26 protein-coding genes are annotated in these 25,432 nt (G+C 62.3%); 21 read left to right on the forward strand and 5 right to left on the reverse strand.

Annotation, left to right across the window (positions count from 1 at the left end; genetic code table 11):
• The first annotated feature begins 21 nt into the window (after window positions 1-21).
• The 13 genes from murD (at window position 22) to dnaE (ending at window position 15,449) form a co-directional block, all read left to right on the forward strand.
• Window positions 22-1,527 (forward strand): UDP-N-acetylmuramoyl-L-alanine--D-glutamate ligase, encoded by a 1,506-nt coding sequence (gene murD, locus M3B90_RS07070; protein WP_259889351.1) that lies wholly within the window; start codon window positions 22-24, stop codon window positions 1,525-1,527.
• Entirely contained in the window at window positions 1,524-2,807 is a 1,284-nt protein-coding gene (locus tag M3B90_RS07075) for an FtsW/RodA/SpoVE family cell cycle protein (RefSeq protein WP_259889352.1), read from the forward strand. The genes murD and M3B90_RS07075 overlap by 4 nt, the downstream gene beginning before the upstream one ends.
• Window positions 2,804-3,952, forward strand: coding sequence for an undecaprenyldiphospho-muramoylpentapeptide beta-N-acetylglucosaminyltransferase (murG, locus tag M3B90_RS07080; RefSeq protein WP_259889353.1), 1,149 nt, complete (start codon window positions 2,804-2,806; stop codon window positions 3,950-3,952). Before M3B90_RS07075 ends, murG begins: the two co-directional genes overlap by 4 nt.
• A complete protein-coding gene (gene murC, locus M3B90_RS07085) occupies window positions 3,949-5,430 on the forward strand; it encodes a UDP-N-acetylmuramate--L-alanine ligase (protein ID WP_259889354.1) in 1,482 nt (493 codons plus the stop codon). The genes murG and murC overlap by 4 nt, the downstream gene beginning before the upstream one ends.
• Window positions 5,427-6,389 (forward strand): cell division protein FtsQ/DivIB, encoded by a 963-nt coding sequence (locus tag M3B90_RS07090; RefSeq protein WP_259889359.1) that lies wholly within the window; start codon window positions 5,427-5,429, stop codon window positions 6,387-6,389. Before murC ends, M3B90_RS07090 begins: the two co-directional genes overlap by 4 nt.
• 247 nt (window positions 6,390-6,636) lie before the next feature.
• Complete coding sequence (gene ftsZ, locus M3B90_RS07095) at window positions 6,637-7,890, forward strand: cell division protein FtsZ (RefSeq protein ID WP_259889360.1); 1,254 nt, start codon at window positions 6,637-6,639, stop codon at window positions 7,888-7,890.
• A 3-nt stretch (window positions 7,891-7,893) separates the two neighbouring features.
• Window positions 7,894-8,625: a peptidoglycan editing factor PgeF gene (pgeF, locus tag M3B90_RS07100; protein ID WP_259889361.1), complete on the forward strand. Its 732-nt coding sequence runs from the start codon at window positions 7,894-7,896 to the stop codon at window positions 8,623-8,625.
• 138 nt (window positions 8,626-8,763) lie between these two features.
• Window positions 8,764-9,246 carry a cell division protein SepF gene (locus M3B90_RS07105; protein WP_259889362.1) on the forward strand — a complete coding sequence of 161 codons (483 nt, stop codon included), beginning with the start codon at window positions 8,764-8,766 and terminating at the stop codon, window positions 9,244-9,246.
• A 2-nt stretch (window positions 9,247-9,248) separates the two neighbouring features.
• Window positions 9,249-9,539: a YggT family protein gene (locus tag M3B90_RS07110; protein ID WP_259889363.1), complete on the forward strand. Its 291-nt coding sequence runs from the start codon at window positions 9,249-9,251 to the stop codon at window positions 9,537-9,539.
• A gap of 134 nt (window positions 9,540-9,673) precedes the next feature.
• Entirely contained in the window at window positions 9,674-10,342 is a 669-nt protein-coding gene (locus M3B90_RS07115) for a DivIVA domain-containing protein (RefSeq protein WP_259889364.1), read from the forward strand.
• Window positions 10,339-10,896: a signal peptidase II gene (gene lspA, locus M3B90_RS07120; RefSeq protein ID WP_259889365.1), complete on the forward strand. Its 558-nt coding sequence runs from the start codon at window positions 10,339-10,341 to the stop codon at window positions 10,894-10,896. Before M3B90_RS07115 ends, lspA begins: the two co-directional genes overlap by 4 nt.
• Complete coding sequence (locus M3B90_RS07125) at window positions 10,893-11,819, forward strand: RluA family pseudouridine synthase (protein ID WP_259889367.1); 927 nt, start codon at window positions 10,893-10,895, stop codon at window positions 11,817-11,819. Before lspA ends, M3B90_RS07125 begins: the two co-directional genes overlap by 4 nt.
• A 78-nt stretch (window positions 11,820-11,897) precedes the next feature.
• Complete coding sequence (gene dnaE, locus M3B90_RS07130) at window positions 11,898-15,449, forward strand: DNA polymerase III subunit alpha (protein ID WP_259889368.1); 3,552 nt, start codon at window positions 11,898-11,900, stop codon at window positions 15,447-15,449.
• A 16-nt stretch (window positions 15,450-15,465) separates the two neighbouring features.
• Here the strand turns inward: dnaE and M3B90_RS07135 are convergent, their stop codons facing one another.
• Window positions 15,466-15,855 carry a DUF3054 domain-containing protein gene (locus tag M3B90_RS07135; protein ID WP_259889371.1) on the reverse strand — a complete coding sequence of 130 codons (390 nt, stop codon included), beginning with the start codon at window positions 15,853-15,855 and terminating at the stop codon, window positions 15,466-15,468.
• A 94-nt stretch (window positions 15,856-15,949) separates the two neighbouring features.
• Here M3B90_RS07135 and M3B90_RS07140 point away from each other — a divergent pair, with 94 nt between their 5' ends.
• From M3B90_RS07140 to M3B90_RS07160, 5 genes are read left to right on the forward strand one after another with little or no spacing between them, the layout of a single operon-like run.
• Window positions 15,950-16,708 (forward strand): hypothetical protein, encoded by a 759-nt coding sequence (locus tag M3B90_RS07140; protein ID WP_259889372.1) that lies wholly within the window; start codon window positions 15,950-15,952, stop codon window positions 16,706-16,708.
• On the forward strand, window positions 16,705-16,863 hold the full coding sequence (locus M3B90_RS07145) for a hypothetical protein (protein WP_259889373.1): 159 nt from the start codon (window positions 16,705-16,707) through the stop codon (window positions 16,861-16,863). The genes M3B90_RS07140 and M3B90_RS07145 overlap by 4 nt, the downstream gene beginning before the upstream one ends.
• Before the next feature lie 9 nt (window positions 16,864-16,872).
• The gene (locus M3B90_RS07150) at window positions 16,873-17,637 is read left to right on the forward strand and encodes a HisA/HisF-related TIM barrel protein (protein WP_259889383.1); all 765 of its coding nucleotides are present in this window, start codon (window positions 16,873-16,875) and stop codon (window positions 17,635-17,637) included.
• A complete protein-coding gene (locus tag M3B90_RS07155) occupies window positions 17,634-18,443 on the forward strand; it encodes an SseB family protein (protein ID WP_259889388.1) in 810 nt (269 codons plus the stop codon). The genes M3B90_RS07150 and M3B90_RS07155 overlap by 4 nt, the downstream gene beginning before the upstream one ends.
• Window positions 18,444-18,452: 9 nt before the next feature.
• Window positions 18,453-19,826 (forward strand): MFS transporter, encoded by a 1,374-nt coding sequence (locus tag M3B90_RS07160; RefSeq protein ID WP_259889390.1) that lies wholly within the window; start codon window positions 18,453-18,455, stop codon window positions 19,824-19,826.
• 18 nt (window positions 19,827-19,844) lie between these two features.
• On the opposite strand, the gene M3B90_RS07165 is transcribed toward M3B90_RS07160, so the two are convergent.
• The 4 genes from M3B90_RS07165 to M3B90_RS07180 all read right to left on the reverse strand — a co-directional run bounded on the left by M3B90_RS07165 (window position 19,845) and on the right by M3B90_RS07180 (window position 23,788).
• Entirely contained in the window at window positions 19,845-20,597 is a 753-nt protein-coding gene (locus M3B90_RS07165) for an ABC transporter ATP-binding protein (RefSeq protein WP_259889392.1), read from the reverse strand.
• Entirely contained in the window at window positions 20,594-21,640 is a 1,047-nt protein-coding gene (locus M3B90_RS07170; RefSeq protein ID WP_396122475.1) for an iron chelate uptake ABC transporter family permease subunit, read from the reverse strand. Before M3B90_RS07170 ends, M3B90_RS07165 begins: the two co-directional genes overlap by 4 nt.
• A 124-nt stretch (window positions 21,641-21,764) precedes the next feature.
• Window positions 21,765-22,775: an ABC transporter permease gene (locus M3B90_RS07175; RefSeq protein ID WP_259889395.1), complete on the reverse strand. Its 1,011-nt coding sequence runs from the start codon at window positions 22,773-22,775 to the stop codon at window positions 21,765-21,767.
• 11 nt (window positions 22,776-22,786) lie between these two features.
• Window positions 22,787-23,788 carry a siderophore ABC transporter substrate-binding protein gene (locus tag M3B90_RS07180; protein WP_259889397.1) on the reverse strand — a complete coding sequence of 334 codons (1,002 nt, stop codon included), beginning with the start codon at window positions 23,786-23,788 and terminating at the stop codon, window positions 22,787-22,789.
• Window positions 23,789-24,236: 448 nt separating this feature from the next.
• Between M3B90_RS07180 and infC the strand changes: the two genes are divergently transcribed.
• The 3 genes from infC to rplT are packed head-to-tail and all read left to right on the forward strand — an operon-like array spanning window position 24,237 to window position 25,428.
• Window positions 24,237-24,773, forward strand: a complete 537-nt coding sequence (gene infC, locus M3B90_RS07185; RefSeq protein WP_317889369.1) for a translation initiation factor IF-3 — start codon at window positions 24,237-24,239, stop codon at window positions 24,771-24,773.
• Between the two features lie 30 nt (window positions 24,774-24,803).
• Entirely contained in the window at window positions 24,804-24,998 is a 195-nt protein-coding gene (rpmI, locus tag M3B90_RS07190) for a 50S ribosomal protein L35 (RefSeq protein WP_065248181.1), read from the forward strand.
• Between the two features lie 49 nt (window positions 24,999-25,047).
• Window positions 25,048-25,428 (forward strand): 50S ribosomal protein L20, encoded by a 381-nt coding sequence (gene rplT, locus M3B90_RS07195; protein WP_259889399.1) that lies wholly within the window; start codon window positions 25,048-25,050, stop codon window positions 25,426-25,428.
• Window positions 25,429-25,432: the final 4 nt, after the last annotated feature.

Below are 25,432 nucleotides of genomic sequence, written 5' to 3' on the forward strand. Positions count from 1 at the left end.
TCCAACGCCAGGTGGCATCGCGTGACTGCTTCTGAAAACTCCGTGCGACTTCCCGAGCGCCCCTTCCCGGGCCTCGACGTCTCAGGCGCCCGCATCCTTGTGACGGGATTCGGAATTTCGGGGTACGCGATTGTGGATCAGACTCTTCAGCGGGGCGCTCACGTCACGGCGGTAGACGCGTCGCGCTCGGAGGCGAACCTTGAGAAGGCGAAGATTCTCGAGACCCTCGGCGCTCGAATCCTGCTCGGCGAGGAGCACACTCGCGCGCTCCCGAAGAATTCCGACGGTTGCCCCTTCGACGTCGTTGTTACCTCTCCGGGGTGGCGCCCAGACCACCCTCTTCTCGTTGCGGCGAAGGACGCGGGCATCGAAATCTGGTCGGAGATTGAGCTTGCGCGCCGTATGCAAAAGGCTGATGGCCCGGCTTGGCTTGCCGTTACGGGCACGAACGGGAAAACAACCGTCGTGACGATGCTCGAATCGATCTTGCAGAGCGCAGGTCTGCGCGCTGTCGCCGCAGGCAACGTAGGGCTCCCGCTGATCGAGGCGGTTCTCGATCCCGAAGGGTTCGAGGCGATTGCCCTTGAACTTTCGAGTTTCCAGCTTCATTGGACGGAGAACCTCGGGGCGCACTCGAGCGCGATTCTCAACATCGGCGCTGATCATCTCGATTGGCACGGTGGGATGGAGCAGTATGCGCGGGCGAAGGCGAAGGTATATGCCGGGACGTGTCACGCGTGCCTGTACAACAAGGCTGATGAGCGTACGCTTCGCGCCCTTGAAGAAGCCGATGTGGTCGAGGGATGTCGTGCGATCGGCGTAGATCTTTCTGCTCCCGGGCCGAGTGAACTGGGTGTTGTCGAGGATCTTCTTGTCGACCGTGCGTTTTGCGAGAATCGTCATTCCCAGGCGGCAGAGATTGCGAGCCTCGGCACCGTCGCGCATCTCGGTCCGCACGGAGCCCCGCCACATGTCGTGCTCAATGCGCTTTTCGCTGCCGGGCTCGCACGGTCGTTTGGAGTCGAGCCGATCCACGTGCGCGAAGGGCTTGCTGCCTACCGCGCAGGCGAGCACCGAAGTGAAATTGTGTACGTCGAGGGTGGTGTCGCGTTCGTCGATGATTCGAAGGCAACGAATCCGGATTCCGCAGCGGCGGCTCTGAGCGCCGCGAAGTCCGCTGTGTGGATCGCCGGTGGAGATGCGAAAGGGGCGGATCTCCACAGCCTTGTTGCAGCGCACGCCGAGCGTCTCAAAGCGGTCGTGCTCATCGGCCGCGATCCCGCACCCTTCATCGCTGCGCTCGATGATCACGCCCCGGATGTCCCGCGAGTGTGGATCGACCCGGACGACTGCGCCGACAATCGCGCGCTCATGGGAAAAGCGGTGGCTGAGGCAGCGTCGCGAGCGAATGACGGAGATGTCGTGCTGCTCGCCCCCGCTGCCGCAAGCATTGACCAGTTCGCGGGCTACGGCGAACGCGGCGACCTCTTTGCCGAGGCGGCGAGGAAACTTGGGAGCGGCGCGTGAGCGAGCGTGCAAGGAAGTCTCCGAGCGAGCAGCGCCCGCTCGGAGACGTGAGTGGGGAAGTGAAATCGACTCTCGGTCGCTGGCTCCAGTCGCCCGCTCTCGATTTCTACGCCATAGCTGTGATAGGCGGGATCCTCATTACGATCGGTCTCGTCATGGTGCTCTCGAGCTCCTCGGTGACCAACATTGCGAAGGGACACTCGCCCTATGCGTCATTCATGACTCAGGGGGTTTTCGCGGTGATCGGCCTCGTTATGCTCGTCGTCGCGGCGCTCACCCCCGTGAGGTGGTATAAGAATCTCGCTGTCGCGACGGTGCTTCTGTTTCTCGGGCTCCTGCTTCAGTCCCTCGTGTTCACTCCACTCGGGCTCGGCAAGGGTGGTAACAGGAACTGGATTCAGCTCGGGCCGATCCGCGGCCAGCCATCAGAATTTCTCAAGCTCGCACTTGCCGTGTGGCTCGGTGCATTTCTTTCAAAGAACCGCGATCGCCTTCGGGAGATTCCCGTGCTGTGCACCGCACTCTTGGGCACCGCAGCAGCCCTCGGCCTCATCATTCTGGGTCGCGACCTCGGCACCATGATGATGGTTGGCATTCTGGCCGCGGGTGCCTTCTGGGTCGCAGGCGTGCCAAAGCGATGGTTTCTTGTCGCGGGCGGCGGTGCCTCGGTCGTCGTCCTCGGTCTCGTGCTCGCGAGCCCGAACCGCATGGCGCGCGCGCTGAACTGGCTCCATGGCGAGTGTGCGGGTGATTCGTGCTACCAGGCCGATAACGGCTTGATGGCGCTTGCAACCGGTGGCTGGTGGGGCGTAGGCATTGGGCAGTCACGCCAAAAATGGGGGCGTGTTCCCGAGGCAGATAACGACTTCATTTTCTCGATCATTGGCGAGGAGCTTGGCCTCTTCGGCACGCTCCTCATCGTCTTTCTCTTCACGCTCCTCGCCATCGTGCTCTACCGCATGATGCTTCGAATCCGTGACCCGTTCGTGCAAATCACGATCGCTGGAATTACCTCGTGGATCCTCGCTCAGGCCTTTGTCAACATGGCTGTCGTCACGGGGCTTCTCCCCGTTCTCGGTGTACCCCTGCCATTCGTTTCAGCGGGTGGTTCGGCGCTTATCGCCTCGATGCTCGCGCTGGGGGTCCTTCTTGCCTTTGCGAAATCTGAACCAGGCGCGGCAGAGGCGCTTCGAGCGCATGCGCGCTACTCGAAGAAGTCAGCCACGGTTGTCGCGAAGCCGGCGTCGGAACAATTGACCAGGAAGGGACAGCGCTCATGACAGTCAATCCCAGCAACCAGGCGCATCGCGAGGCGACTGTTCTCGTCGCGGGGGCCGGAAGCGCAGGCCACGTGTCGCCCATGCTCGCGGTCGCTCGTGCGCTGAGGGAACGCTACGAAGGGGTGCGGGTCGTCGCTCTCGGTACGCAGGTGGGTCTCGAAGCAGATCTCGTACCGGCCGCAGGATTCGAGCTTTTCACGATCGAGAAGGTGCCCTTTCCCCGCCGCCCCAACGCTGCAGCGCTGCGATTCCCTCGGGAATTCGGCCGCGGCCTTGGTGATGTTCGCCGGTTTATCCGCAACGAAGGAGTCGATGCTGTTGCCGGATTCGGCGGCTACGTGTGCCCGCCGGCCTACATTGCGGGGCGGCACGCGAAGCTTCCGCTTGTCATTCACGAAGCAAACAAACGCCCGGGTATGGCCAACAAGCTCGGAGCGAGGCTTGGCGCGCAGGTGATGACCGCGTTCGACATGAGCGACTCATCGGGGCCGCTTTCCAAGGCCGAGTGGGTCGGGATGCCCATGAGGCCGGAGATCGCGAGCCTCGATCGCAAGGCGCACCGTGCAGCGGCACGCGAGTCCTTCGGTCTTGATCCCGATCGCCCCACCCTCCTCGTGACGGGCGGGTCACTCGGTGCGCAACGTCTGAACGAAGTGCTCGCCTCGGCAATCGCTCCACTCGAGGGGCTCGGGGTGCAAATCCTGCACGTCACGGGCAAGGGTAAGAAGATCGCGGCGAGCGGGAAGCACTACGTGCAAGTCGAGTACGTGAATGGAATGGAAGACGCGTACGCGGCAGCTGATTTCGCGATCACACGATCGGGGGCCGGGACCGTGTGCGAGCTTGCCGCCGTGGGCCTTCCGGCACTTTTCGTGCCCCTTCCGATCGGCAACGGCGAGCAGGCTCTCAACGGCGCCGACATGGTGGAAGCGGGCGGAGCTCGCATGATCAAGGATGCTCTTCTCACACCGGAGCTCCTTATCGAAACAGTCGCCGAATGCCTGCTTGATCCCGAGGTACGCACGCGTATGGAAACCTCGGCGCTCGCACTCGGTAAGCGCGATGCTGCCGAGAAGGTCGCCGACCGCATCGCGGCGTCGATTCCGGCCCTTGCCTCGCAACGTCCACAAGGGGGAGCTCGATGACCCGCACGAATGATGTCGTCGACAACCTCCAACCGTTTTCCCCGGGGGAAATTCGCACGATGCTGATGCCGGGCGCGGTTGTGAGCGCTTGCGCGTGGCCCGAGACCCCGGTGCGAAAGGTGCATGTCATCCGTATTGGCGGCGCTGGTATGAGCGCAGTGGCGCGTCTTGCTCTCGAAGCGGGGCTGGAGGTCACGGGCTCGGAGTCACAAGAGGGGCGTTTTCTTCCTCCCCTTCGCGAGCTCGGTGCGCGCATCACGGTTGGCTTCGACGCGGTGAACATCGAAGAGGATACGGATCTCGTGATCGTGTCGACAGCTGTGCGGGCCGACAACCCCGAAGTGCGCCGCGCACACGAGCTTTCCATCCCTGTCATTCACAGGGCTGCGGGTCTCGCGGGGCTCTTGAGCGATCACGCCCTGATCGCCGTCGCTGGTACACATGGAAAGACGACGACGAGCGCGATGGCGACCCTTGCCCTGCGGGCAGCGGGGGCTGAGCCGGCCTGGGCTGTCGGCGCGGCAGTTGCGCAACTTGGGGCGAATGCGGGCCAAGGGGCAGGTGAGTATGCGGTCGTGGAGGCGGATGAATCCGACGGCTCCTTTGTGGCGTTCGCGCCCTCGGTTCTCGTGCTGACCAACTTTGAGGCCGATCACCTTGACTTCCACGGTACCGAGGAGAACCTCCGCGCGGTGCTTTCGGCGTTTGCGGCAAGGTTGAAGGAAACGAACGGCACCCTTGTTGCGTGCGCGGACGACCTCGGTGCGCTCGCGTTTGCGCGCGATGCTCGCGAAGCCGGTATCCGTGTGGTGACGTACGGCGAGCACCCTGATGCGTCGTGGCGCATCACCGCGGATCACTCGAGTGCCGCCGGTGCCCACGTCGAGGTCGAGTCGCCTAATGGTGAGCGCGTCAACCTTTCGTTGCGCGTTCCCGGTCGTCACAATGTTCTCAACGCGCTTGGGGTACTCGCTGCCCTCGAGGTGCTTGACATTGAGCGTGGGGGAGTTCTGGCAGGGCTCGCCGAGTTCGCGGGCGCTGATCGACGCTTTCAGATAGCCGGTGAAGTGCGTGGTCTCGCCGTGATCGATGACTACGCCCACCATCCCCGCGAGGTTGCTGCGGCTCTTGCCGCGGGCCGGGAACGCGCGGAGGGTGGAAAGCTGGTCGCGGTTTTCCAGCCGCATTTGTTCTCCCGCACGAAAGCTTTCGCTAGGGAGTTCGCCGAAGCGCTCAGCGTCGCCGACGAAACGATCCTGCTTCCGATCTACCCCGCGCGCGAAGACTTCGACCCGAGCATCCGCAGTGAGGATGTCGCCTTGCTCATTGATGGCGCGAGGGTGCTCGAGCCACACGACGTTCCAGGCTATCTTGCTTCGCACGCGCACGATGCGCGCGTGATCCTCATGATGGGCGCGGGCGACATCGTTGACGTGAGCCCTCGCATCCTCGAGGCTCTCGAGGCGCGCGGCGCATGAGTACCTCGAAGCGCCCGCAGCGACCCGCACGCCCAAGAGGAGCGTCCGCGCGGTCGGCGCACAACGTTCCTGACAACGCGAAGGCGCAAGGTGAAGCTGCCCGCCGAGCAAGGAGATCGGCGAGCGAGGCTCTCGGTTCGATTGATGCTCCGAGGAAATCGCGGCCGTCAACGATGCGAGCGAAACCTGCGAAGCCTGAAAAGCCTGCGCAGTCGGGAAAGGGCTCGATAGTGCATGCGGGGGAGCGATTCGCGAATCGAGTGAAGAAAAAGCCCTGGCAAAGAGGTCGGCGGTGGCTCCCCACGACGATTGGCACCCTCATCGCGCTCGTCGTACTTGCGGCGCTTGCCTTTGCTTTCCTCCCGCAGCTCAAGGTTTCCGAAGTACGCGTGATGGGTGCGACGTATGTCGATGAGAGCTCTCTCGAGCGCATTGCGAGTGCGCGCGAGGGCCAATCGCTCGCCTTTAGCGATCTCGGAGCTCTCGAAAGCGAACTCGCCGCGGTCCCGGGCGTGAAAGCCGCCAAGGCGACACGTCATTGGCCGAATACTATTCGCGTGGTCGTGACTGAGCGCACGGCGATCGCTCAGCTCGAGTCGGGTGGGAGTACCTCTCTCGTGGATGCCGCAGGTGCGAAGCTCCCCGCGAATGCCGCCGACGCTTCGATCCTCCCGCACCTCGTTGTTGACCCTTCCGCCTCGAATGTCAAGGCAACAGAGGCGGCGCTCGTAGAAATTACGCGAGAACTCCCGCCGAATCTCCGTGCCGCCCTCACGAAAGCCACCGCGGCCGCCCCCTCTGGTATCACCCTCGAGGTTGCCACGGAGGCCGGGCCTCGCACCGTCGTGTGGGGAGGAGCAGAGGATTCGGAACTCAAGGCTCAGGTTCTCGCGGCGCTTCTCAGCCAACCTGGCGCGGTGATCGACGTCTCTTCTCCCGAAGCCCCCACGATCCGGTAGTGGCAACGAACGCAAGAGGTGGCATGCGTCGTTCCCACGTTCCGTGGAGGCTGTGACGAGAAAATGACATTCGTGTAAGACACGCGCTCGACAATGTTGCTCTAGGCACCTGTCAGGCAATAGCGTCGAGTACGAGATAAATGTGCTTACTCCCCATGTCTCTTCTGTCCTATCCGCGCCGGTCGCGGGAGGCGCACTAGGCAGTGTGATGGGGTGGAGCTGGAGCAACGAAAGCAAGGACATCCACGTGGACGGATCGCAGAACTACCTCGCAGTCATTAAGGTCGTCGGTGTCGGCGGCGGCGGCGTCAACGCCGTGAATCGGATGATCGAGTCCGGGCTCAAGGGCGTCGAGTTCATTGCCATTAACACCGATGCCCAGGCACTGCTCATGTCTGATGCCGATGTAAAGCTCGATGTCGGCAAGGAGCTTACTCGCGGGCTCGGCGCTGGCGCCGATCCGGAAGTTGGCCGTAAGGCTGCTGAAGACCACAACGACGAGATTGCCGAGGCTCTCGAAGGCGCGGACATGGTGTTCGTGACCGCGGGCGAAGGTGGTGGCACAGGCACGGGCGGTGCACCCGTTGTTGCGAAGATCGCTCGCTCGCTCGGCGCGTTGACCATCGGCGTCGTCACCCGCCCATTCACCTTCGAGGGGCGTCGCCGCTCGACCCAGGCCGATTCGGGCATCGATGCCCTCCAAGCCGAAGTCGACACGCTCATCACGATTCCCAACGACAAGCTTCTCCAGCTTGCCGATGTCAAGGTTTCGATGATCGATGCCTTCAAGCTCGCGGATCAGGTGCTCCTTCAGGGCGTTCAGGGCATCACCGACCTCATCACGACCCCCGGACTCATTAACCTCGATTTCGCGGATGTCAAGAGTGTCATGAAAGACGCGGGCACGGCCCTCATGGGTATCGGCACGGCAAGTGGCGATGACCGTGCACTTCAGGCTGCTGAGCTCGCTGTTTCGAGCCCGCTTCTCGAGGCTTCGATCGACGGCGCATACGGGGTTCTCCTTTCGGTGCAGGGCGGTAGCGACCTTGGCCTCGTAGAGGTGTCGGATGCCGCGCGACTCATCCAAGAAGCTGCCCACCCGAGCGCGAACATCATCTTCGGTACCGCGATTGACGATGCTCTCGGCGATGAGGTGCGCGTGACTGTGATCGCCGCCGGTTTCGACCCGAAGAGTGAGCGAGACGAGGAGACCGCGCAGAAGCAGGAGAGGGGTACCCAACAGTCCCCGAGTGCCTCGCCCGCTCAGCAGGAACAACAGTCCTCGAGCCGTGACTGGGTCTCGGCTCCAGCGCAGGGCCAGGGTTACATTCCCGCGCGCTCGCCGCAGACGCAAAACGAGGAAACGCCCGCTTCGCAGCCGGACCCGGCCGAAGCAGAAGAGGCCGTTCAGGTTGAGCGCCCCCAGGTGCCGAACGTTCCTACCATCAAGCAGGATTCGAACCCGGACGACGATCTGGACATTCCCCAGTTCCTGCGCTGAGCTATGAGAAGTGGTCGCGCGCGGGTCTTCGAGTTTTCGGGGGCCCGCGCCCTTTTCACGGGGATTGCCGAGGGGAATTTGGCGCTCCACGTGGGGGATGATCCTCGAGATGTGCGAAAGCGCCGCGAGCGACTCGAGCGAGAGCTCGGCGCGCCGCTTGTCTTCGTTGAGCAAGTGCACGGCGCGGATGTCGCCGTTGTTCGCGCCGCGGGGGATGTACGCCGGATGCGCGAGAGCACGTGCGTTGCCGATGCGCTCGTGACGGACAGGCCCGACGTTGCCCTCGCCATCATGGTGGCCGACTGCGTTCCGGTGCTGTTTGCCGATCACTCGACCGGTGTGATCGGAGTGGCTCATGCAGGACGGCGAGGCCTGCTTGGCGGCGTTCTTGGTGCAACCGTCGAGGCGATGGTGGACCTCGGTGCCGCGGCGACAGACATTCACGCGGTCGTTGGGCCTTCGGTGTGCGGGCGGTGCTATGAAGTGCCCGAGCAGATGTTTCACGAATCGGTTGAGAAGCAGCCAGCGCTTGCCTCACGCACCACCTGGGACACCCCAGCGCTCGATCTTCCGGCGGGTGCAGTCGCTGAATTGCAGGCCGTGGGGCTAGAGGGCAAATCCATCAACGTGCTTGGACAATGCACGCTTGAAAGTGAGAGTCTTTTTTCCTATCGGCGCGATCCCCAAACGGGACGGTTCGCAGGTGTCATTACGCGACATGCGACCGCTGCGTAAGAATCAGCAGCAGCTCACCGCGCGACACGCGTCGAAATTACCCGCCGCTCAGGTTGACTGCGGTATTTTCGAGGAAGACCCCGCACTCCCGTGCTTCCCCAGGGGCGAACAACCGGCTTCTTTATAGGGAGAACTTCGATGGGCGCAATGCGCAATTTTATGGTGAGAGTTGGTCTCGCCGAAGAACAAGACCTTTACTACGACGACCCTCAGGGCTTTGCAGCCGAGGACACGCAGGTTGCGCGCGTCCCGGAGCGCACCGCAGAGCCCAAGGCCCAGGAGGCAAACGTGACCCCGCTTCGCCCGCACCAGAACGGCGTCTCGCTTGCGCCGGCTGCTCCGGAGACCATGCAGCGCATTACGACGATCCACCCTCGCTCGTACAACGATGCCAAGAGCATCGGTGAATCGTTCCGTGACGGTGTCCCCGTCATCCTCAATCTCTCCGACATGAGCGAAGCTGATGCCAAGCGCATGGTGGACTTCTCGGCTGGTCTCGTGTTCGGCCTTCGCGGCACCATCGAACGCGTGACCACCAAGGTGTTCCTCCTGTCGCCGGAGTTCATCGAAGTCGAGGGCGAGTCTCGAACCGACGAGGGCACCTTCTACAACCAGAGCTGAACATGGCGATTCTCGCCTCGCTCGTGTACCTCGCAGCGTACATCTTCTCGATTCTTCTGCTAGTGCGGATCGGTCTCGAGATGATCCAGTCCTATGCGCGGTCATTCTCGCCGCGTGGAATCGTGCTCGTGGCGTGCGAAGCAATATATACGGTCACGGATCCGCCGGTGAAGGCGCTCAGATCCGTAATTCCGCCACTCAACCTCGGTGGTGTGGTACTCGACGTGAGCGTGCTCATTATCTTTTTTGCGTGTTCACTTATCTCGATGCTCGTCGCTCCCTTTGTGCTGTGAGTACACGCCCAAGGCGCGGTCCCACGGGACCGCGCCTTGCAGCTGGTCAAAGCGGGCCTGCTTTCAGGGTGCGCCTGTGATCTCAGGTAGAGTTAAATAGTCATCATCTGTTCAAACGACAAGAGGTGGAACCCATGGCTCTTATGCCAAAGGATCTCGAAGACAAGCGCTTCACCCCCGTGCGCTTTACCGAGGGCTACGATATGGACGAGGTCGACAAGTACCTCGACGACGATGTCATTCCCCGCCTTCGTGAGCTCATCGAGGAGAACGACCGCCTGAAGCGTGAGCTTGAAGAAGCTCAGAGCCGCGTTGCCGAACTCGAGGCCCGTGTGGGTCAGGAGGGCGAAGGCAATGCCGCCGCGGCAACCGTCGAGACCGAGGCTCCTGCCGAACAGGCTGAGGCCACCGAGAGCGAGCCTGAGGGCGGGACTGCCGTCACCGCATTGGCCCCTGCTTCTGCCGGTGCCACCCGTGTTGGCGAAACCGACTCCGCCTCCGAACTCATCGCGCTCGCGCAGCGCCTCCACGATGAACACATCGCCAATGGCCAGGCCGAGCGCGATCGTCTCATCAGTGAGGGTACTGCTGAGCACGAGCGCATCATCAAGGAAGCTAACGAGACCTCGCGCACCACGCTCGAGCGCCTTGAGAGCACGAAGAGCGAGCTTGAGAAGGAAATCGAGTCGCTGCGCACCTTTGAGCGTGACTACCGCACTCGCCTGCGCAACTACCTCGAGAACCAGCTTCGCGATCTTGACACTGGCGAAAGCCAGGAGAAGGCCGCTAACTACGGCCTGTGAGCGATAGCAGCATCATGAACGGAAGCGCCGAAACCGCACGGGCGGTCGGCGCTTCCGTCCGTTCCGTGCTCGTCGGTGCTTGTGTCATCGCGGCGCTTGTTTTCGTGCTCGACCAGCTCTCGAAGATGTGGGCTGAGAATACTCTCGACCACAATGTGCCGAAGCCGTTGCTCGGGGAGATCCTTCAGCTACGCCTCATCTACAACTCGGGCGCGGCCTTCGGCATGGGCGGTTCAATTACGCCGATCATCACGGGCGTGCAAATCGGCATCGCGATTGGCATCACCGTCGTGCTTGTGCGCTCCGTGCGCTCATATGCGTGGATGGTTTCACTTTCGCTTCTTCTCGGAGGAGCTCTCGGGAACATCGTCGACCGCTTGTTTCGCGCCCCAGGTCCCCTCACGGGCCACGTCGTGGACTTTCTTGAGCTCCCGCACTGGCCGGTCTTCAACGTCGCTGACATGGCCGTGACGACCGGCGCCGTGGTGCTCATTGTGCTGACCCTCGCCAACGTCCCTCTCGACCCGAGCGAAAAGCGAGAGGCTCGCGCGTGAATAGCGAGCGGCTCTTCTTCGTCCCCGAGGGACTCGAGGGAGAGAGGGTCGATGTCGCGCTCTCGCGCCTCCTCGGGCTTTCACGCACCAAGGCCGCCGAGCTCGTGCAAGCGGGCAACGCCCTCGTTGACGGTGAGGTCCCCGCTCGCTCCGAGCGTGTAAGCGAAGGGCAGCAGCTAGCCGTGACGCTTCCTGTCGTGCGCGATGTGGCCGATGTTGCCCCCGAAGTCGTCGACGGTATGGATATCGTCTTTGAAGACGCCGACATCGTGGTTGTCAACAAACCCGTTGGCGTCGCGGCGCACCCCAGCGTCGGCTGGGAAGGTCCCACGGTGCTTGGTGGGCTGCTCGGCGCAGGCGTCGCGATTGCCACGAGCGGAGCCCAAGAGCGTCGTGGCATTGTGTCGCGGCTCGATGTGGGAACGAGCGGTCTCATGGTGGTCGCGAAAAGCGAAGTCGCGTACTCGGTCCTCAAGAACGCCTTCCGCAACCGGCTCGTAGATAAGCGCTATCATGCGCTCGCCCAGGGCCATTTTCAGAATATGAAGGGCACGATCGACGCTCCCATCGGCCGAAGCCAGAAGCATGACTACAAGTTCGCCATCATGGCAAGCGGGAAACCGTCGGTTACCCACTACGACGTCATCGAGATGTTTCCCGGGGCCTCTCTCCTCGACATCAAGCTCGAAACGGGCCGTACCCACCAGATTCGAGTGCACATGAGTGCCGCGGGCCACCCGCTTGTGGGGGATCCGCAGTACGGCTCCGATCCAACGCTCGCGGAGCGGCTCGGCCTCGTGCGGCAGTGGCTCCACGCGCGCGCCCTCGGTTTCGAGCATCCCACGCGCCACACGCGTGTCGCGTTTGAGGCACCGTATCCCGCGGATCTTGAGCACGCGCTCGACGTGCTTCGCGCGGGATGAGCACGTCCCTCACCGTTCCTCTCATGCACCTCGTTTCTGAAGCCCTCTTTTCCCGCACGGCCCACTAAAATCGTAGGCATGGCTTCAGAGGATTTCGTTCACCTGCACGTCCACACCGATTACTCGATGCTCGATGGGGCCTCGAAGATCAGCAAGCTTGTGAACGCCGCCGCTGAGGCTGGTCAAAAGGCCGTGGCGATTACCGATCACGGCTATGTGTTCGGTGCTTACGAGTTTTACAAGAACGCGGTCGCCGCGGGTGTGAAGCCAATTATTGGCGTCGAAGCATACGTGACGCCGGGGACGAGCCGCCACGATCGCTCGCGCGTGCAGTGGGGAACGAAGGCGCAGCAGGATGCTGGCGACGACGTCTCTGCACGCGGCGCCTACACGCATCTCACGCTCTTGAGCCGAACGACGGCCGGCATGCACAACCTCTTTCGGCTCGCGAGCTTCGCCTCGCTCGATGGGCAAATGGGAAAGTGGCCGCGTATGGACCGCGAGATCCTCTCGAAGTACTCCGATGGCCTGATCGCCTCGACCGGCTGCCCCTCCGGGGAGATCCAGACCCGCATTCGCCTTGGGCAGTGGGACGAAGCGGTCAAGGCCGCGGGCGAATACCAGGACATGTTCGGCAAGGAAAACTACTTCGTCGAGCTCATGGATCACGGGCTTGAGCTCGAACGGCGCGTGACGAAGGACCTCATCGAACTCTCGAAGAAGATCGGCGCTCCTCTTCTCGCAACGAACGACCTCCACTACGTATATGAAGACGATGCAAAAATTCAGGATGCGCTCCTGTGCATCAACTCGGGCTCAACTTTTGATACACCGGGGCGGTTCAAATTTGACGGTTCCGGTTACTACTTGAAGAGCGCGCAAGAAATGCGCGAACTCTTCCGCGAGCTACCCGAGGCGTGCGACAACACGCTTCGCGTCGCCGAAATGTGCGATGTGCAGTTCACGACAACTGCGGAGGGCGCGAATTACATGCCGCGCTTCCCCGTTCCGGCGGGAGAAGACGAACATTCGTGGTTCATCAAGGAAGTCCAGAGGGGTCTGCACGAACGCTATCCGAGCGGAATTCCCGACGAGGTGCAAGAGAGGGCCGACTACGAGGTCGGGATCATCACCCGCATGGGCTTTCCCGGCTACTTCCTCGTCGTCTCCGACTTCATCCGTTGGGCGAAAGAGCATGGTATTCGCGTGGGCCCGGGCCGTGGATCGGGTGCGGGCTCGATGGTTGCGTATGCGATGCGCATTACCGATCTGGACCCGCTTCCGCACGGCCTTCTGTTCGAGCGATTCCTCAACCCGGATCGCGTGTCGATGCCGGACTTCGATGTGGACTTCGACGATCGCCGCCGCGGCGAAGTGCTCGAGTACGTCACGGAACGATATGGCGACGACAAGGTTGCGCAGGTCATCACGTACGGCGTGATGAAGACCAAAAATTCGATCAAGGATTCGGCGCGCGTGCTTGGCGAGCCGTATGCGCTCGGCGATCAGATGACGAAAGCCCTCCCGCCTGCGGTGATGGGCAAAGACATCACCCTGAAAGGCATTTTCGACGAGAACGATAAGCGATATGCAGAGGCGGAGGATTTCCGCCGTCAGTATCGCGAGAATCCTTCGTGGCAACGTGTCATGGATATCGCGCAGGGCGTCGAAGGCCTTACGCGTGGCTGGGGCGTGCACGCGTGCGCCGTCATCATGTCGAGCGAGACCCTCACCGACATCATCCCGATGATGCGCCGCCCCTCCGATGGCCAAATCATTACGCAGTTCGATTACCCGACATGCGAAACTCTCGGTCTGCTCAAAATGGACTTCCTGGGTCTTCGCAACCTCACGGTGATTTCCGATGCGATCGAGAACATCGAAGCCAACGGCAAGGAGGTCCCGGACCTCGATCATCTTGGATTTGACGACCCGGCGACGTTCGAGCTTCTCCAACGTGGCGATACCCTCGGCGTGTTCCAGCTCGATGGTGCGGGCATGCGGTCTCTTCTTCGCCAGATGAAGCCCGATAAGTTCGGCGATATTAGCGCCGTATCGGCACTGTACCGCCCGGGTCCGATGGGCATGAACTCCCACACGAACTACGCGCTTAGGAAGAACGGGCTTCAGGAGATCACCCCGATCCATCCCGAGCTCGAAGAGCCACTTCACGAGATTCTTTCTGAGACCTATGGCGTGATCGTGTACCAGGAGCAGGTCATGCAGACCGCGCAGAAGGTCGCGGGCTTCACGCTTGGCCAGGCGGATATTTTGCGCCGTGCAATGGGCAAGAAGAAGAAGGCCGAGCTCGATAAGCAGTACGTGGGCTTTCGCCAAGGCATGCTCGATCATGGCTATAGCGATGCGGCCGTGCAGGCGCTGTGGGACGTGCTCCTCCCGTTCGCCGACTACGCGTTTAACAAGTCGCACTCGGCGGCATACGGCGTCGTGTCGTACTGGACGGCCTTCCTCAAGGCAAACTATCCAACCGAGTACATGGCGGCGCTTCTCACCTCCACGCAGAATAACCGTGATCGTCTCGGCCTGTACCTGGGCGATTGCCGCCACCGGCACATCACGGTCCTTCCTCCCGATGTGAACTCCTCCCTCATGAACTTCGCGGCCGTGGGTGAAGACATCCGCTTCGGTCTTTCCGCGATCCAGAACGTTGGCGCGCATGTCGTCGAAGAGATCATCAAGACGCGCGAAGAAAAGGGCGAGTTTACGTCATTCACAGACTTCCTCGACAAGGTCCCGCTCTCGGTGTGCAATAAGCGCACGATCGATTCGCTCATCAAAGGCGGCGCGTTTGATTCGCTCGGCCACAACCGACGCTCGCTTGTTCTCGTGCACGAGGATGCGGTCGACGGAATCGTGGACGTCAAGCGCAAGGAAGCCCAGGGTCAGGACGATCTTTTTGGCGGAGGCATCTTCGGCGACGACTACGCCTCGGGTAGCGCCGCGACGATTCAGGTACCCGAGCTTCCTGAATGGGATCGTAAGCAAAAGCTCGCTTTTGAGCGCGAGATGCTCGGTCTCTACGTGAGCGATCACCCGCTTCAGGGCCTCGAGCACGTGATTGCACAGGCGAGCTCACATTCGATCACGGGGCTCGCGGAAGCTGAGGACACGGAATCACTCGGCATGGTGACCGTCGCGGGGCTCATCACGAGCATCCAGCGCAAGATCACGAAGAAGGGTGATACGTGGGCGATTGTCACGGTCGAAGATCTCGAGGGCGCGATCGATTGCCTCATGTTCCCGCAGTCCTATCAGCAAGTTGCCACGGAGCTCGCGGGTGATCTCGTGGTATCGATGCGAGGTCGCGTGGATAACTCGAAGGGCTCGCCCGAAATGCGAGTACAGGAGATGCGCGTTCTCGATACTTCTGGCGCCATGGCCGACGGGCCCCTCATGATCACGATTCCTGACACGCGGATGACGAGTGAGGTTGCGCAGCAGCTTCGGGGCATTCTCGAAGATAATCCTGGTGGGAGCGAGGTGCGTTTGCGGCTCACGGAGCCGGGCCGTGCGACTCTCATGCGCGTGGATAGGCGTCTGTCTGTTGCCCCCTCGCCCGCGCTTTTTGCTTCGCTTAAGACCCTGCTCGGGGCTCAGTGCCTGCACTAGGGTGCGGGGCGCGGCTCTAGTGAGAGTTTTCTGTTCCGACGCTTGCCTTTTTTCGTCGCACGATAATCCCGGCAATGATGCGCCAGCCCAGCAGGAAAAGGGCGTTCACGGCGAAGGACACCAGAACGAACGGTAGTGCCGTGCCAGCGCCCGTGAGGGTGCGAAGGAGCATTGCGGTGACGACGGTGATCGCGACGATGAAGACGCCGTGAGGCCAAAACCGCCAAGGCTCGACCCGCCACGCGCGCAGCACGAGGTGCGCGAGCACAAGCCCCGCGAGGAATGGCCACGCGACACGCGCGAGGTTCACGATCGTGAGGGCGCCGTTGTGGCTCAGCGTGCCGAGCACGGAAAAGACAATGACAAGTAGAGCGTCGGCCCCGAGGGCCCGGTAGTAGTTTCTCACCCCGCCACCCTAGCCCCTTTTCGGGGCGTAAAATCATGTGAGGGTCCGTGAAGGTGACGGACCCGTGCACCGACGTCGACGAAAGGCCCGCACGATGACCGCGACCCCCAGCCGAGGCGACAACGGCGAGAATGACCCGGAGAAGGCGAAGATCGACGCCGAGTTCGAGGCGATGATGCAGGGGATCGACTTTGACGATTCGGTTCTTGATTCTGGGGAGGAACCGCCCACGGGGTACGCCGTTCCCGGGAGCTTGCGGAAACCAACGGGACCGAATAGCCCGGGAAGCGCGGGCTCGCTTACGGGCCCGACGCCCGGTCACCCCGGGCATAACCACGACGATTTTGATGTTCCCGATGATCTTTCGAGCTTGAACGATACCGCTCCAGCTGACGACCCTGATTCGCCTACGCCCATCGCGATTGTGGCGACACCACTTGCCTCCGCGAAGGCTCTCGCGGGCGTTGTGCGCCTTGCGCTCGCCGCCGAGGACGACCGCACGCCGTTCCCCGAGGGGGCTGTGACTGCCGAAGCGGAATCTGGCGCGATCCTCACGGGACATGTAAGCGAAGAGGAAGCGCATACCCTCGCGCGTCTCGCCTCCCTCGGACTCCAGCGCCAAGGCGTGGTGCTGTTCTGGCGTCGCGGCGACCGCATGATTGCGTGCCGTTACCGCTACGGGCGCAACGAGGGCGAGACCTCCCCAGCTCTCGTGCTTGGCGCGCTTTCGGGCGAGGTTGAGGATCTCCTCCTCGGGGTGGATGCCCTCGAGGATTTCGACGACACGTACGATCCTTCGAGTATTAGTCGCCTCGAAGCGATCAAGTGGATCGCAGGCGGTCGACGCAAGTGATCCTCGCTTTCGTCATGCTCGCCGCTGGAGGCATACTCCTCGGCGGCGCCTACTCGTTTGCCAAGCAGAAAAAGCCGATGCTCGCCATCATTGCTCTCACGGTGACAGGACTCGGCTGTGTGCTCGTCGCGTATTGGCGTATCCGGATGGGCTAGGCCGCGAGCATGCCCCAAATTGAGCTACTTCCCGCGCTCGATATCGCGGATGGCGCGCTTGCGCGCGCACCGTACGGGAACGAGAGCGCACGCCCACTCGACGTTGCGAGGTCCTTCGCGCACGACGGCGCGACGTGGCTCCACCTCGCCGATCTCGATCGAGCCTTTGGGAGCGGCACAAACGATCACCAGCTTGCCGCACTTGTGCGCGAGGCCCACGTACTCGGGATGCGTACCCAGTACTCGGGCGGTATCGATAATGCGGCAGCTTTGACTACCGCTCTCGACAGTGGTTGCTCCCGCGCGAACATTTCCGCTGCTGCGCTCGCGGATCGCCACTTCGTGCACCGCGCGATCAAGGCTCACGGCGAGCGCATTGCCGTGTGCGTCGATGTTCGCGGAGATTGCGTTCACCCCCGAGGGCGAAAGAGCCCGGTCGGGGACCTCGACGAGATCCTCGCTTTTCTTACCGACGCTGGCTGCGTGCGGCTCATTGTCACAGAGATTGAGCGAGACGGCGCTCTTGTGGGGCCCCCGCTCGCGCTCCTCGAGCGGATCTCGAGCGTGACTCCCGCCGACATCATCGCGTCGGGAGGAATTGCAAGCCTTGACGACATAGGCTCTCTCGCGCAGCTCGCCGCGCGCACACGCGTTCGGGGGGCGGTCGTTGGGCGCGCTCTCCTCGAAGCTCGCTTTTCTTTCTCGCAAGCGCTCGCACGCGTGCGGGACGTCGAGGCAACGGACGCCGGGCAACCGTCGGAAAGGACGACATGAGCCTGCGAAAACAGGATCCAAAGGTTGGGCGCACCCTGCCCGCCCACTTTGCGGCGAAAGGGAAGCACGCCGATACCGCAGGAACGCCGTGGCACGGGCGTGATCTTACGCCCTCCCACTTTCCGGGCGACATGGGGGAGCGAAACGAGGCGGTCGCCACAGCACTTGAAGCTCTCGACGCGGGCGAGGATCCCACGCGAGAGAGGCTCGTGGCAGCCCTCGCCGGCACGCGCATCCTCATTCCCATTCAGGCGATCGCGACCGAGACGGCCGAGACAGAAAACGGACTTCACGCCGACAACGCCTCTGACATGTCAATGGTCAAGCTCAGGATGCGTGACGGCCAGGTCGCGCTTCCCATCTTCACAAGCGTTGAGGCGCTTGCCGCGTGGAGCCCCGAAGCGCGCCCCGTTCCCATGGTGCTTGAGAAAGCCGCGCAATCCGCCGTCGCCGAGGGGTGCACATGTCTCGCGGTTGATCTTGGCCGCGAAGGGACTCCGCTCGTGCTGCGCCGCTCGGCGCTGTGGGCCCTCGCACAGGGACGGCCCTGGCGCGCACCGCACAACGACGACCTTGTGCGAAGTGAAATCGCGGCGCTCGTCCACGCGGTTGACGGCCTCGAGGGCGCCGAACCGCTTCCGGGGGAGGAGCGTGAGCTCGAATTGAGGCTCGCCCTGACCCCCGGGCTCGATCGACAAGCGCTCGATGCCCTCATGAGTCGAGTGCAGACTTTTCTCGCCCACTCCCGGGTCATCGCGGAGCGCGTGAGCTCGCTGAAGATCACCGTGACGCCCACTCGGCGGTAGGATCTCAAGGTGGCTCTTTCCGTCTATCGCGATGTGCTCCAGATCCCCAAGGCGCCGTCGATCTACCTTTTGGGATTTCTCGCGCGGTTCCCGTTCTCTGCAACGGGGCTTGTGCTCACCTTGCACACCGTCATGAGCCTCGGCCAAAACTACATGATGGCTGGTTTCGTCGTGACGTCCTCGACTCTCGGCGCGGCGATCTCCGCTCCGTGGCGCGGGCGGCTTATGGATACGAAGGGCCTCACTCGCACGCTCGTCCCGCCGATCGTGGTCAATCTCGTTTTTTGGGCCATCGCACCGTTCTTGCCGTTCGCGCTTCTCCTACCAGCGGTATTCGTCGCGGGGCTCTTTTCAATCCCCGTGTTCTCGATCGTGCGCACGTCGCTTTCGGTTGTCACCCCCGCGAAGATGCGCAAGTCCGCCTTCGCCCTCGACTCCGTCATTACAGAGTTCGTCTTCATGCTCGGCCCAGCTGCGGGCACGCTCCTCGTGTTCACGTGGGGTTCGCACATCGCGATGTGGGTCATCGGTGCCGCCGTCGTCATCGCGGGAATAGGCCTCATGATCGTCGGCCCGCCCCTCTCAAGCGACGACATTGTGCTTCCCGCCCGTATTCCGGAGCCTCTTGAGGTCGCCGAAAGTGGCCTTGAGCGTTCACCCGCTGCCGTCGCCGAGCGGATCGCTTATGAAAACACCCAGACTGGTCAAATGATGGCTCTCACGACGGCTGATCTTGACGAAAGCGACGCTCAGTCCCAGCGAGAACTCGACGAGGCCCGTTCGCTCGCGAGGAAGCAGTTGCTTTCGCTCGGCGGCATCGCCATTCTCATCGCGACCGCCGTTGGCAGCATCATCCTTGTCGCGGGAGATCTCGGCATCGTCGCGCTCATGGAGGGAATCGGGCACAAGGACTTCATCGGTCCCGTCATCGCGATCTGGTGCCTCGGGAGCGCCATGGGCGGCCTCGCCTATGGCGCGATGAACAGCGACGTTCACCCGCTGTGGGTGTTGTTCGGTCTTTCGGTCGTGACGATGCCGATCGCGCTCGTCACGAACCTGCCCACCGCCTTCATCCTCTGCTTCATTTCGGGTCTGGGCATCGCCCCGAGCATCGCCTCGACGGGCGAAGCGATCTCTCGTCGCGTCCCCGAAATAGCCCGCGGCGAAGCCATGGGCTGGCACGGAAGCGCCATGACGATCGGCTCGAGTCTCGGCAGCCCACTCGTGGGCATCGTGATCGACGTGGGCGGTGCCGGCGCAGCCTTTCTTTCTGCGGGCCTGATCGGCCTCGTCGTTGCCGTCGGCGGGCTCGTGGCGATGCGGGTGCACCGCTCACGCGTGAGGGCGCACGCTGCGCAAAGGCTCGGGATAGAGTCGGCCTAGGGGAGCGCTGATGCGCTCCTAGAAGTACACGGCGAGTGGGCCCCGGGGGCCATCGACCACCTCGACATCGGTCTTGAAAACGCGTGAGAGCGTCTCACCGCACACGATCTCGGCGGGGGAGCCTTGAACCGTCACCTTGCCATCGTTCATCGCGATGATGTGATCGGCGTAGTGCGCCGCAAAATTGATGTCGTGCACGACGATTACGATCGTGCGTCCGAGCTCGTCGCTTGCACGGCGAAGCTGCTTCATCATTTGCACGCTGTGCTGCATGTCGAGGTTGTTGAGCGGCTCATCGAGCAAGAGGTATTCGGTGTCCTGCGCGAGGACCATCGCGACATACGCGCGCTGGCGCTGACCGCCCGAAAGCTCGTCGAGGAATCGGTTCTCGAGCGGGGTGAGGTTCACGAAGTCGATGGCCTCGGAGACGATGCGCTCGTCCTTCTCGGTGAGTCGACCGCGCGAGTAGGGGAAGCGGCCAAAGGCCACGAGCTGGCGCACGGTGAGGCGCGTGACGAAATGGTTTTCCTGGCGGAGAATCGCGAGCATCGTTGCGACCTCGCGAGAGGGCATCGAGGCCATATCCCGCCCGTCGATCGTGATCGTGCCCGTATCGGGTTCAAGCAGCCTGCCCATCATCGTGAGAAGGGTCGACTTCCCCGCGCCGTTCGGTCCCACGAGCGCCGTGAGACCACTCGGAATCTCGGCGCTTACGGGGCCGATTTGCACTCCTTGGCCGTAGCGTTTCGTGAGGTTCTCGATGCGAATCACAAGCGCCCCTTTCGGAGAATAAACAGGAGGAAGGCGAGCCCGCCGATGAGCTCAATGATCACGGTAACCGCGCCTTGCGCGTCGAAGACGTGGCGCAGGATGAAGTACGCGAGCGTCATGACGTCGTAGCCAATAAGGCACGCAGCAGGAAAGAGGAGACGGTGGTCGTACGTGTCGGTGAGCTGGTACGTGAGGGCCGCAATGAGGAAGCCAAGGAAGGTCATCGGTCCCACGAGCGAGGTCGTCATCGCCATAAGCACGGAGACGAGAAGCAGAACGAGGATGGTCGCACGCCTGTGGTGGAGCCCGAGGTTGGTCGCCGTTTCGCGCCCGAGCGCGAGCACGTTGAGGCGGGTTGACGACACGTACAAAAGGCCCGCGGTAACGGCGACGATCGGGATCACGAAGGGCAGGTAGTCGAGATCGGCGTTGGAGATGTTGCCGAACATGCGCGAGGTGAGGATGTCGAACTCACTGGGGTCGAGTAGGCGCTGCATGAATGTCGAGAGCGAACCGAGACCACCACCGAGAATGATGCCCACGAGGAGCATCACGTGAATGCTGCCGTTTTTCGAGTTGAGCAGCCAACCATACAGGAGCCCCGCGAACGCGACCATAAGAGCGGCCTGGAGAAAGAATTGGGCAGTGCCCGTGAAGTGGGTGATGCCCGCGGCGCCGAGGAAGAATACGGCGGCCGTCTGCACGAGCACGTAGAGGGACTCAAAGCCCATGATCGAGGGCGTGATGATGCGGTTTGCAGTCGCGGTTTGAAAAGCGATGGTCGCAAACGCCTGACATGTCACGACGACTGCGATCACGACGATGGAGCCCGCGCGCATCGAGGCGATACGCCAAAAGCCCTCGGTTCCGAAGGGGAGTGGGTTGTTCCACGCCATGATGCCGACGGTCGTGAGCGCACCGATCGCGGTGAGAGTGGCGAGGAGAAGGAGGTATCGGGTGCGTGCGCGGGCCGTGACGAAGGCGCCAGAATGCCGCTCTGGAGCGCACGCGCTCACGCGCGCGGGTCCGACGGTTGCCAACAAATTGGGCAGGCCGCCTTCTTCGCGGTGTTCCTGTGCTTTCTCGACCTCGCGAATATCGGTCACGGTCGCGAGCGAGGGGTCCTTGAGGGTTGCCGGGCTCGGCCGGAGTTCGGGGGTAGACGGTTTATCGGCCACGGCGGTTCCTCCTCACGACGAGAACGAGGAAGACGGCGGCGCCGACGATGCCGAGGACGACACTGACGGGCATCTCGAACGGCGCAATGATCGTGCGCGCGATGAGGTCGCAGATGGTCACGACCCAGACGCCAAGAAGCATGACCCACGGAAGATTCGAGCGAAGGTCATCGCCGCGGACCATCGACACGATGTTCGGCACGATGAGGCCGAGGAAGGGGAGGCGCCCGACGATTACGGTGACGATGCCGGTTGCGATGGCCACGAGGAAAACTCCAAGGAAGACGACTGCGCGATAGTTGAGGCCGACGTTGGTCGCGACGTCCTTGCCTAGGCCTGCAACCGTGAAGCGGTCAGCGACGACAAACGCTGCGATGAGCACGAGGAGAACGAGGAATAAGAGCTCGTAGCGGCCGCGTACAAGGCCCGTAAAGCTGCCGGTGAACCAGATTCCGAGGTTCTGAAGCATGTCGGTTTCGAGTGCGATGAAGGTCGTAAAAGAGCCCACGACGGCGCCGAGCATGATGCCGACAATAGGCACGATCAGGGAACTCTTGAGGCTGACGCGCTCAAGAAACGCAAAGAACACGAGGGTGCCGATAAGGGCGAAAATGATCGCCCCAATCATGCGGGGGACGAGTCCCGCAGTGGGGAAGAGAATCATCACCGCTATGAGGCCGAGGCTCGCCCACTCCGTTGTGCCCGTCGTGGATGGCTCAACGAACTTGTTCTGTGTGAGCAGCTGCATGATGAGGCCACACATCGCCATCGCGCTCCCGGCAAGAACGAGGGCGAGCGTGCGCGGGACGCGAGTGATGAGGAAGATGTCCCAACCGCGTTCGCCCCCGGTAATGTCATAAACACCGACGGTGAGGGACAGGGCGAGCAGCGCAAGGGTGGCGAGACTCGCGAGTGCGAGCGTGATGCGGTTACGGCGGGCACCCGTGAGCGAGGTGCTCACGGGTGCCGCGGTGTTCGTGGAGGAACGAGGTGTGCTCATAGGGAGCGGGATCAACTCTTTTTCGCCTCGAGCGCCTTCGCGAAGGTCTCGAGGAACTCGGTGTAGGCCTGGATGTCCTCGGTAACGTAGAAGTTTGCCGGCATGTACACAACGTTTCCTTCGGTGATTGCGGTGACGTGCGAGAGAGCTTCGGCTTTGTCAATAAGCTCTGCGGCAGGCTTGTAGCCTTCCTCATCGGCGGCAACGGCCGCGTCGCGGTCCATGACGATGATCCAGTCCGGATTCGCCGAAGCGATCGCCTCGAGAGACACGTCGTCGCCTTTGTGGTCACCGGTGCCTTCAACCTCGAGCGCTGGTGTGAGGCCCAGAACGGGGAACAGCGGACCCACAGCCCTGCCCGTTTTGGGAGCCGCATAGTTGATCGTTCCGCCCGAGGTGATGAGCCCCATGACCTTGTCCTCGGAATTATAAGCCGCCTTGACGCGTTCGATCGCTTTCTCGAACGAGGCGATGAGGTCCTTCGCTTCGGCCTCGTGCCCGAGGGTCTCGCCAAGAAGCGTCATCTGCCTCTTGAGTTCTTCGTCGATCGGCTTGGTCTCGGTGTCGATGTCGGTGTCGACGAGCGCGGCGTTCGGCACGAGAGCCTTGATGTCGTCATAGTGCTGCGCGTAGCGTTGGCCGTTGAGAACGAGATCGGGATCTGCTGCGACGAACTGCTCGAGGTTCGGTTCGCGGTGTGATCCTGAATCAAGGATGCTCTCGTCGTTCTTGTAGGAGATGTCCTTCGGCATGAGCTGGCGCGGGGCGACGACGAGGTCGATTCCCCATGCCTCCAGTGAGCGGAAGATTCGGTTGTCGGTCGCGCCGATGCGCTTCGGTGATGCGGGAACCTCCACTTTGCCGCGCGCATCGGTGACGGTGCGAGTACCGCCCGCGTCACTTGCGGAGCTAGCACTTTGCTTCTTCGAATCGCCACCACACGAGGCGAGGGCGCCCGTGGAACACGCGGCAAGGGCAAAAAGGCCGAGCTGTCGGCGCGTCATGGACATCATGAAGTCTCTTTTCTGTGTCATCCCCGGTCGCTCGTCGACTGAGGTAAGGCTGACCTATCCTTACAGACACTAACCCGATTATGCAAAAAGAGGGTTTCGTAATTGGTGTCGCGTGGCATGTCTGCGCCTTGGTGTGAAAGTGGAGCCGCCTACGAAAGGGCCGCCCCGGCCCTGTAAGGCCCACCACACGCAGCTGTCTTTCTCTTCCCGTGGTGCTCCTTCCTTGCTAGAGTGATCGCTTGGAACATTCGCGTTCCCTTACAAGTGGAGCCCACTCCCACCCGAGCGGCTACGGCTACCGGGTCAGTACAACGTTCGCACCCTGCGCGAACTGGGCCTCCGCATGCACGGGGGCCTTTTTGATGTTCCAGGCATTTCTACTGTGTGAGGAGCAGTCATCAGCGAACAGCGAATCAACGGGCAGATCCGCTCGCCCAAGGTCCTTCTCGTGGGCCCCAATGGCGAACAGGTCGGGGAAGTCCGTATCGAAGACGCGTTGCGTCTTGCAAACGAAGCCGATCTCGACCTTGTCGAGGTTGCTCCGGGCGCGAAGCCGCCGGTCGCACGCCTCATGGACTACGGAAAGTTCAAGTACGAAGCGAAGCTCAAAGCTCGCGAGGCGCGCAAGAACCAGGTCAATGCCCAGCAGAAGGAAATTCGCATGGGCCTCAAAATTGACACGCACGACTACGAGACCAAGAAGCGCAACGTCGAGAAGTTCCTCAACGGTGGCGACAAGGTCAAGGTCATGATTCGATTCCGTGGCCGCGAGCAGTCGCGGCCCGAGATGGGCATGAAGCTTATGCAGCGCATGGCTGAAGACGTCGCCGAATCAGGCTTCGTTGAATCGCATCCGCGCGTTGATGGCCGCACGATGGTCATGGTGCTCGGTCCCCACAAGAAGAAGTCCCAGGCTCGCGCCGAAGCCCGCAAGCGTAAGAGCGACGCGGAAAAGGCCGCAGCGAAGGAAGCCAGCGCCAAGTAAGGCGCGTCAACCAGAAGGAGAACAGGCACTATGCCGAAGAACAAGACGCACTCCGGTGCTAAGAAGCGTATCCGCATCACCGGCTCCGGCAAGCTGCAGCGCCAGCGCGCAAACGCCTACCACAAGGCGGAGGCCAAGACCTCGCGCCACCAGCGCCGCCTCGCCGGCGTGACCGACGTTGCCAAGAGCGACGTCAAGAACCTCAAGCGCATGCTTGGCCGCTGAGTATTCAGCATCCACATAAGACTTTTCATTTCGACCAAAGGAGAATCACGTGGCACGCGTGAAGAGGGCGGTCAACGCCAAGAAGAAGCGCAGAGAGATCCTCGATCAGGCCTCGGGCTACGGTGGCCAGCGCTCGCGCCTTTACCGCAAGGCGAAAGAGCAGGTGCTCCACTCGGGCACCTACAGCTACCGCGACCGCAAGGTTCGCAAGAGTGACTTCCGTCGCCTCTGGATCCAGCGCATCAACGCCGCGGCTCGCGCCAACGGCATGACCTACAACCGTTTCATCCAGGGCCTCGGCCTTGCCGGTATTGAGGTCGATCGCCGCATGCTCGCCGAGCTCGCCGTGAACGATTCGGCTGCTTTCGCGCAGCTCGTGGACATCGCGAAGAACGCCCTCCCGAAGGACGTTAACGCCCCGGCAGCCTGATCTG

This window comes from Dermabacter sp. p3-SID358, from assembly GCF_025147465.1.
GTDB lineage: Bacteria > Actinomycetota > Actinomycetes > Actinomycetales > Dermabacteraceae > Dermabacter.

Excerpts from the sequence above, each read along its gene's own strand:
- murG (WP_259889353.1), top strand. The coding sequence starts at position 2,804 with ATGACAGTCAATCCCAGCAACCAGGCGCATCGCGAGGCGACTGTTCTC.
- murC (WP_259889354.1), top strand. The coding sequence starts at position 3,949 with ATGACCCGCACGAATGATGTCGTCGACAACCTCCAACCGTTTTCCCCG.
- M3B90_RS07090 (WP_259889359.1), top strand. The coding sequence starts at position 5,427 with ATGAGTACCTCGAAGCGCCCGCAGCGACCCGCACGCCCAAGAGGAGCG.
- pgeF (WP_259889361.1), top strand. The coding sequence starts at position 7,894 with ATGAGAAGTGGTCGCGCGCGGGTCTTCGAGTTTTCGGGGGCCCGCGCC.
- M3B90_RS07105 (WP_259889362.1), top strand. The coding sequence starts at position 8,764 with ATGGGCGCAATGCGCAATTTTATGGTGAGAGTTGGTCTCGCCGAAGAA.
- M3B90_RS07110 (WP_259889363.1), top strand. The coding sequence starts at position 9,249 with ATGGCGATTCTCGCCTCGCTCGTGTACCTCGCAGCGTACATCTTCTCG.
- M3B90_RS07115 (WP_259889364.1), top strand. The coding sequence starts at position 9,674 with ATGGCTCTTATGCCAAAGGATCTCGAAGACAAGCGCTTCACCCCCGTG.
- dnaE (WP_259889368.1), top strand. The coding sequence starts at position 11,898 with ATGGCTTCAGAGGATTTCGTTCACCTGCACGTCCACACCGATTACTCG.
- M3B90_RS07140 (WP_259889372.1), top strand. The coding sequence starts at position 15,950 with ATGACCGCGACCCCCAGCCGAGGCGACAACGGCGAGAATGACCCGGAG.
- M3B90_RS07150 (WP_259889383.1), top strand. The coding sequence starts at position 16,873 with ATGCCCCAAATTGAGCTACTTCCCGCGCTCGATATCGCGGATGGCGCG.
- M3B90_RS07155 (WP_259889388.1), top strand. The coding sequence starts at position 17,634 with ATGAGCCTGCGAAAACAGGATCCAAAGGTTGGGCGCACCCTGCCCGCC.
- M3B90_RS07175 (WP_259889395.1), bottom strand. The coding sequence starts at position 22,775 with ATGAGCACACCTCGTTCCTCCACGAACACCGCGGCACCCGTGAGCACC.
- M3B90_RS07180 (WP_259889397.1), bottom strand. The coding sequence starts at position 23,788 with ATGATGTCCATGACGCGCCGACAGCTCGGCCTTTTTGCCCTTGCCGCG.
- rpmI (WP_065248181.1), top strand. The coding sequence starts at position 24,804 with ATGCCGAAGAACAAGACGCACTCCGGTGCTAAGAAGCGTATCCGCATC.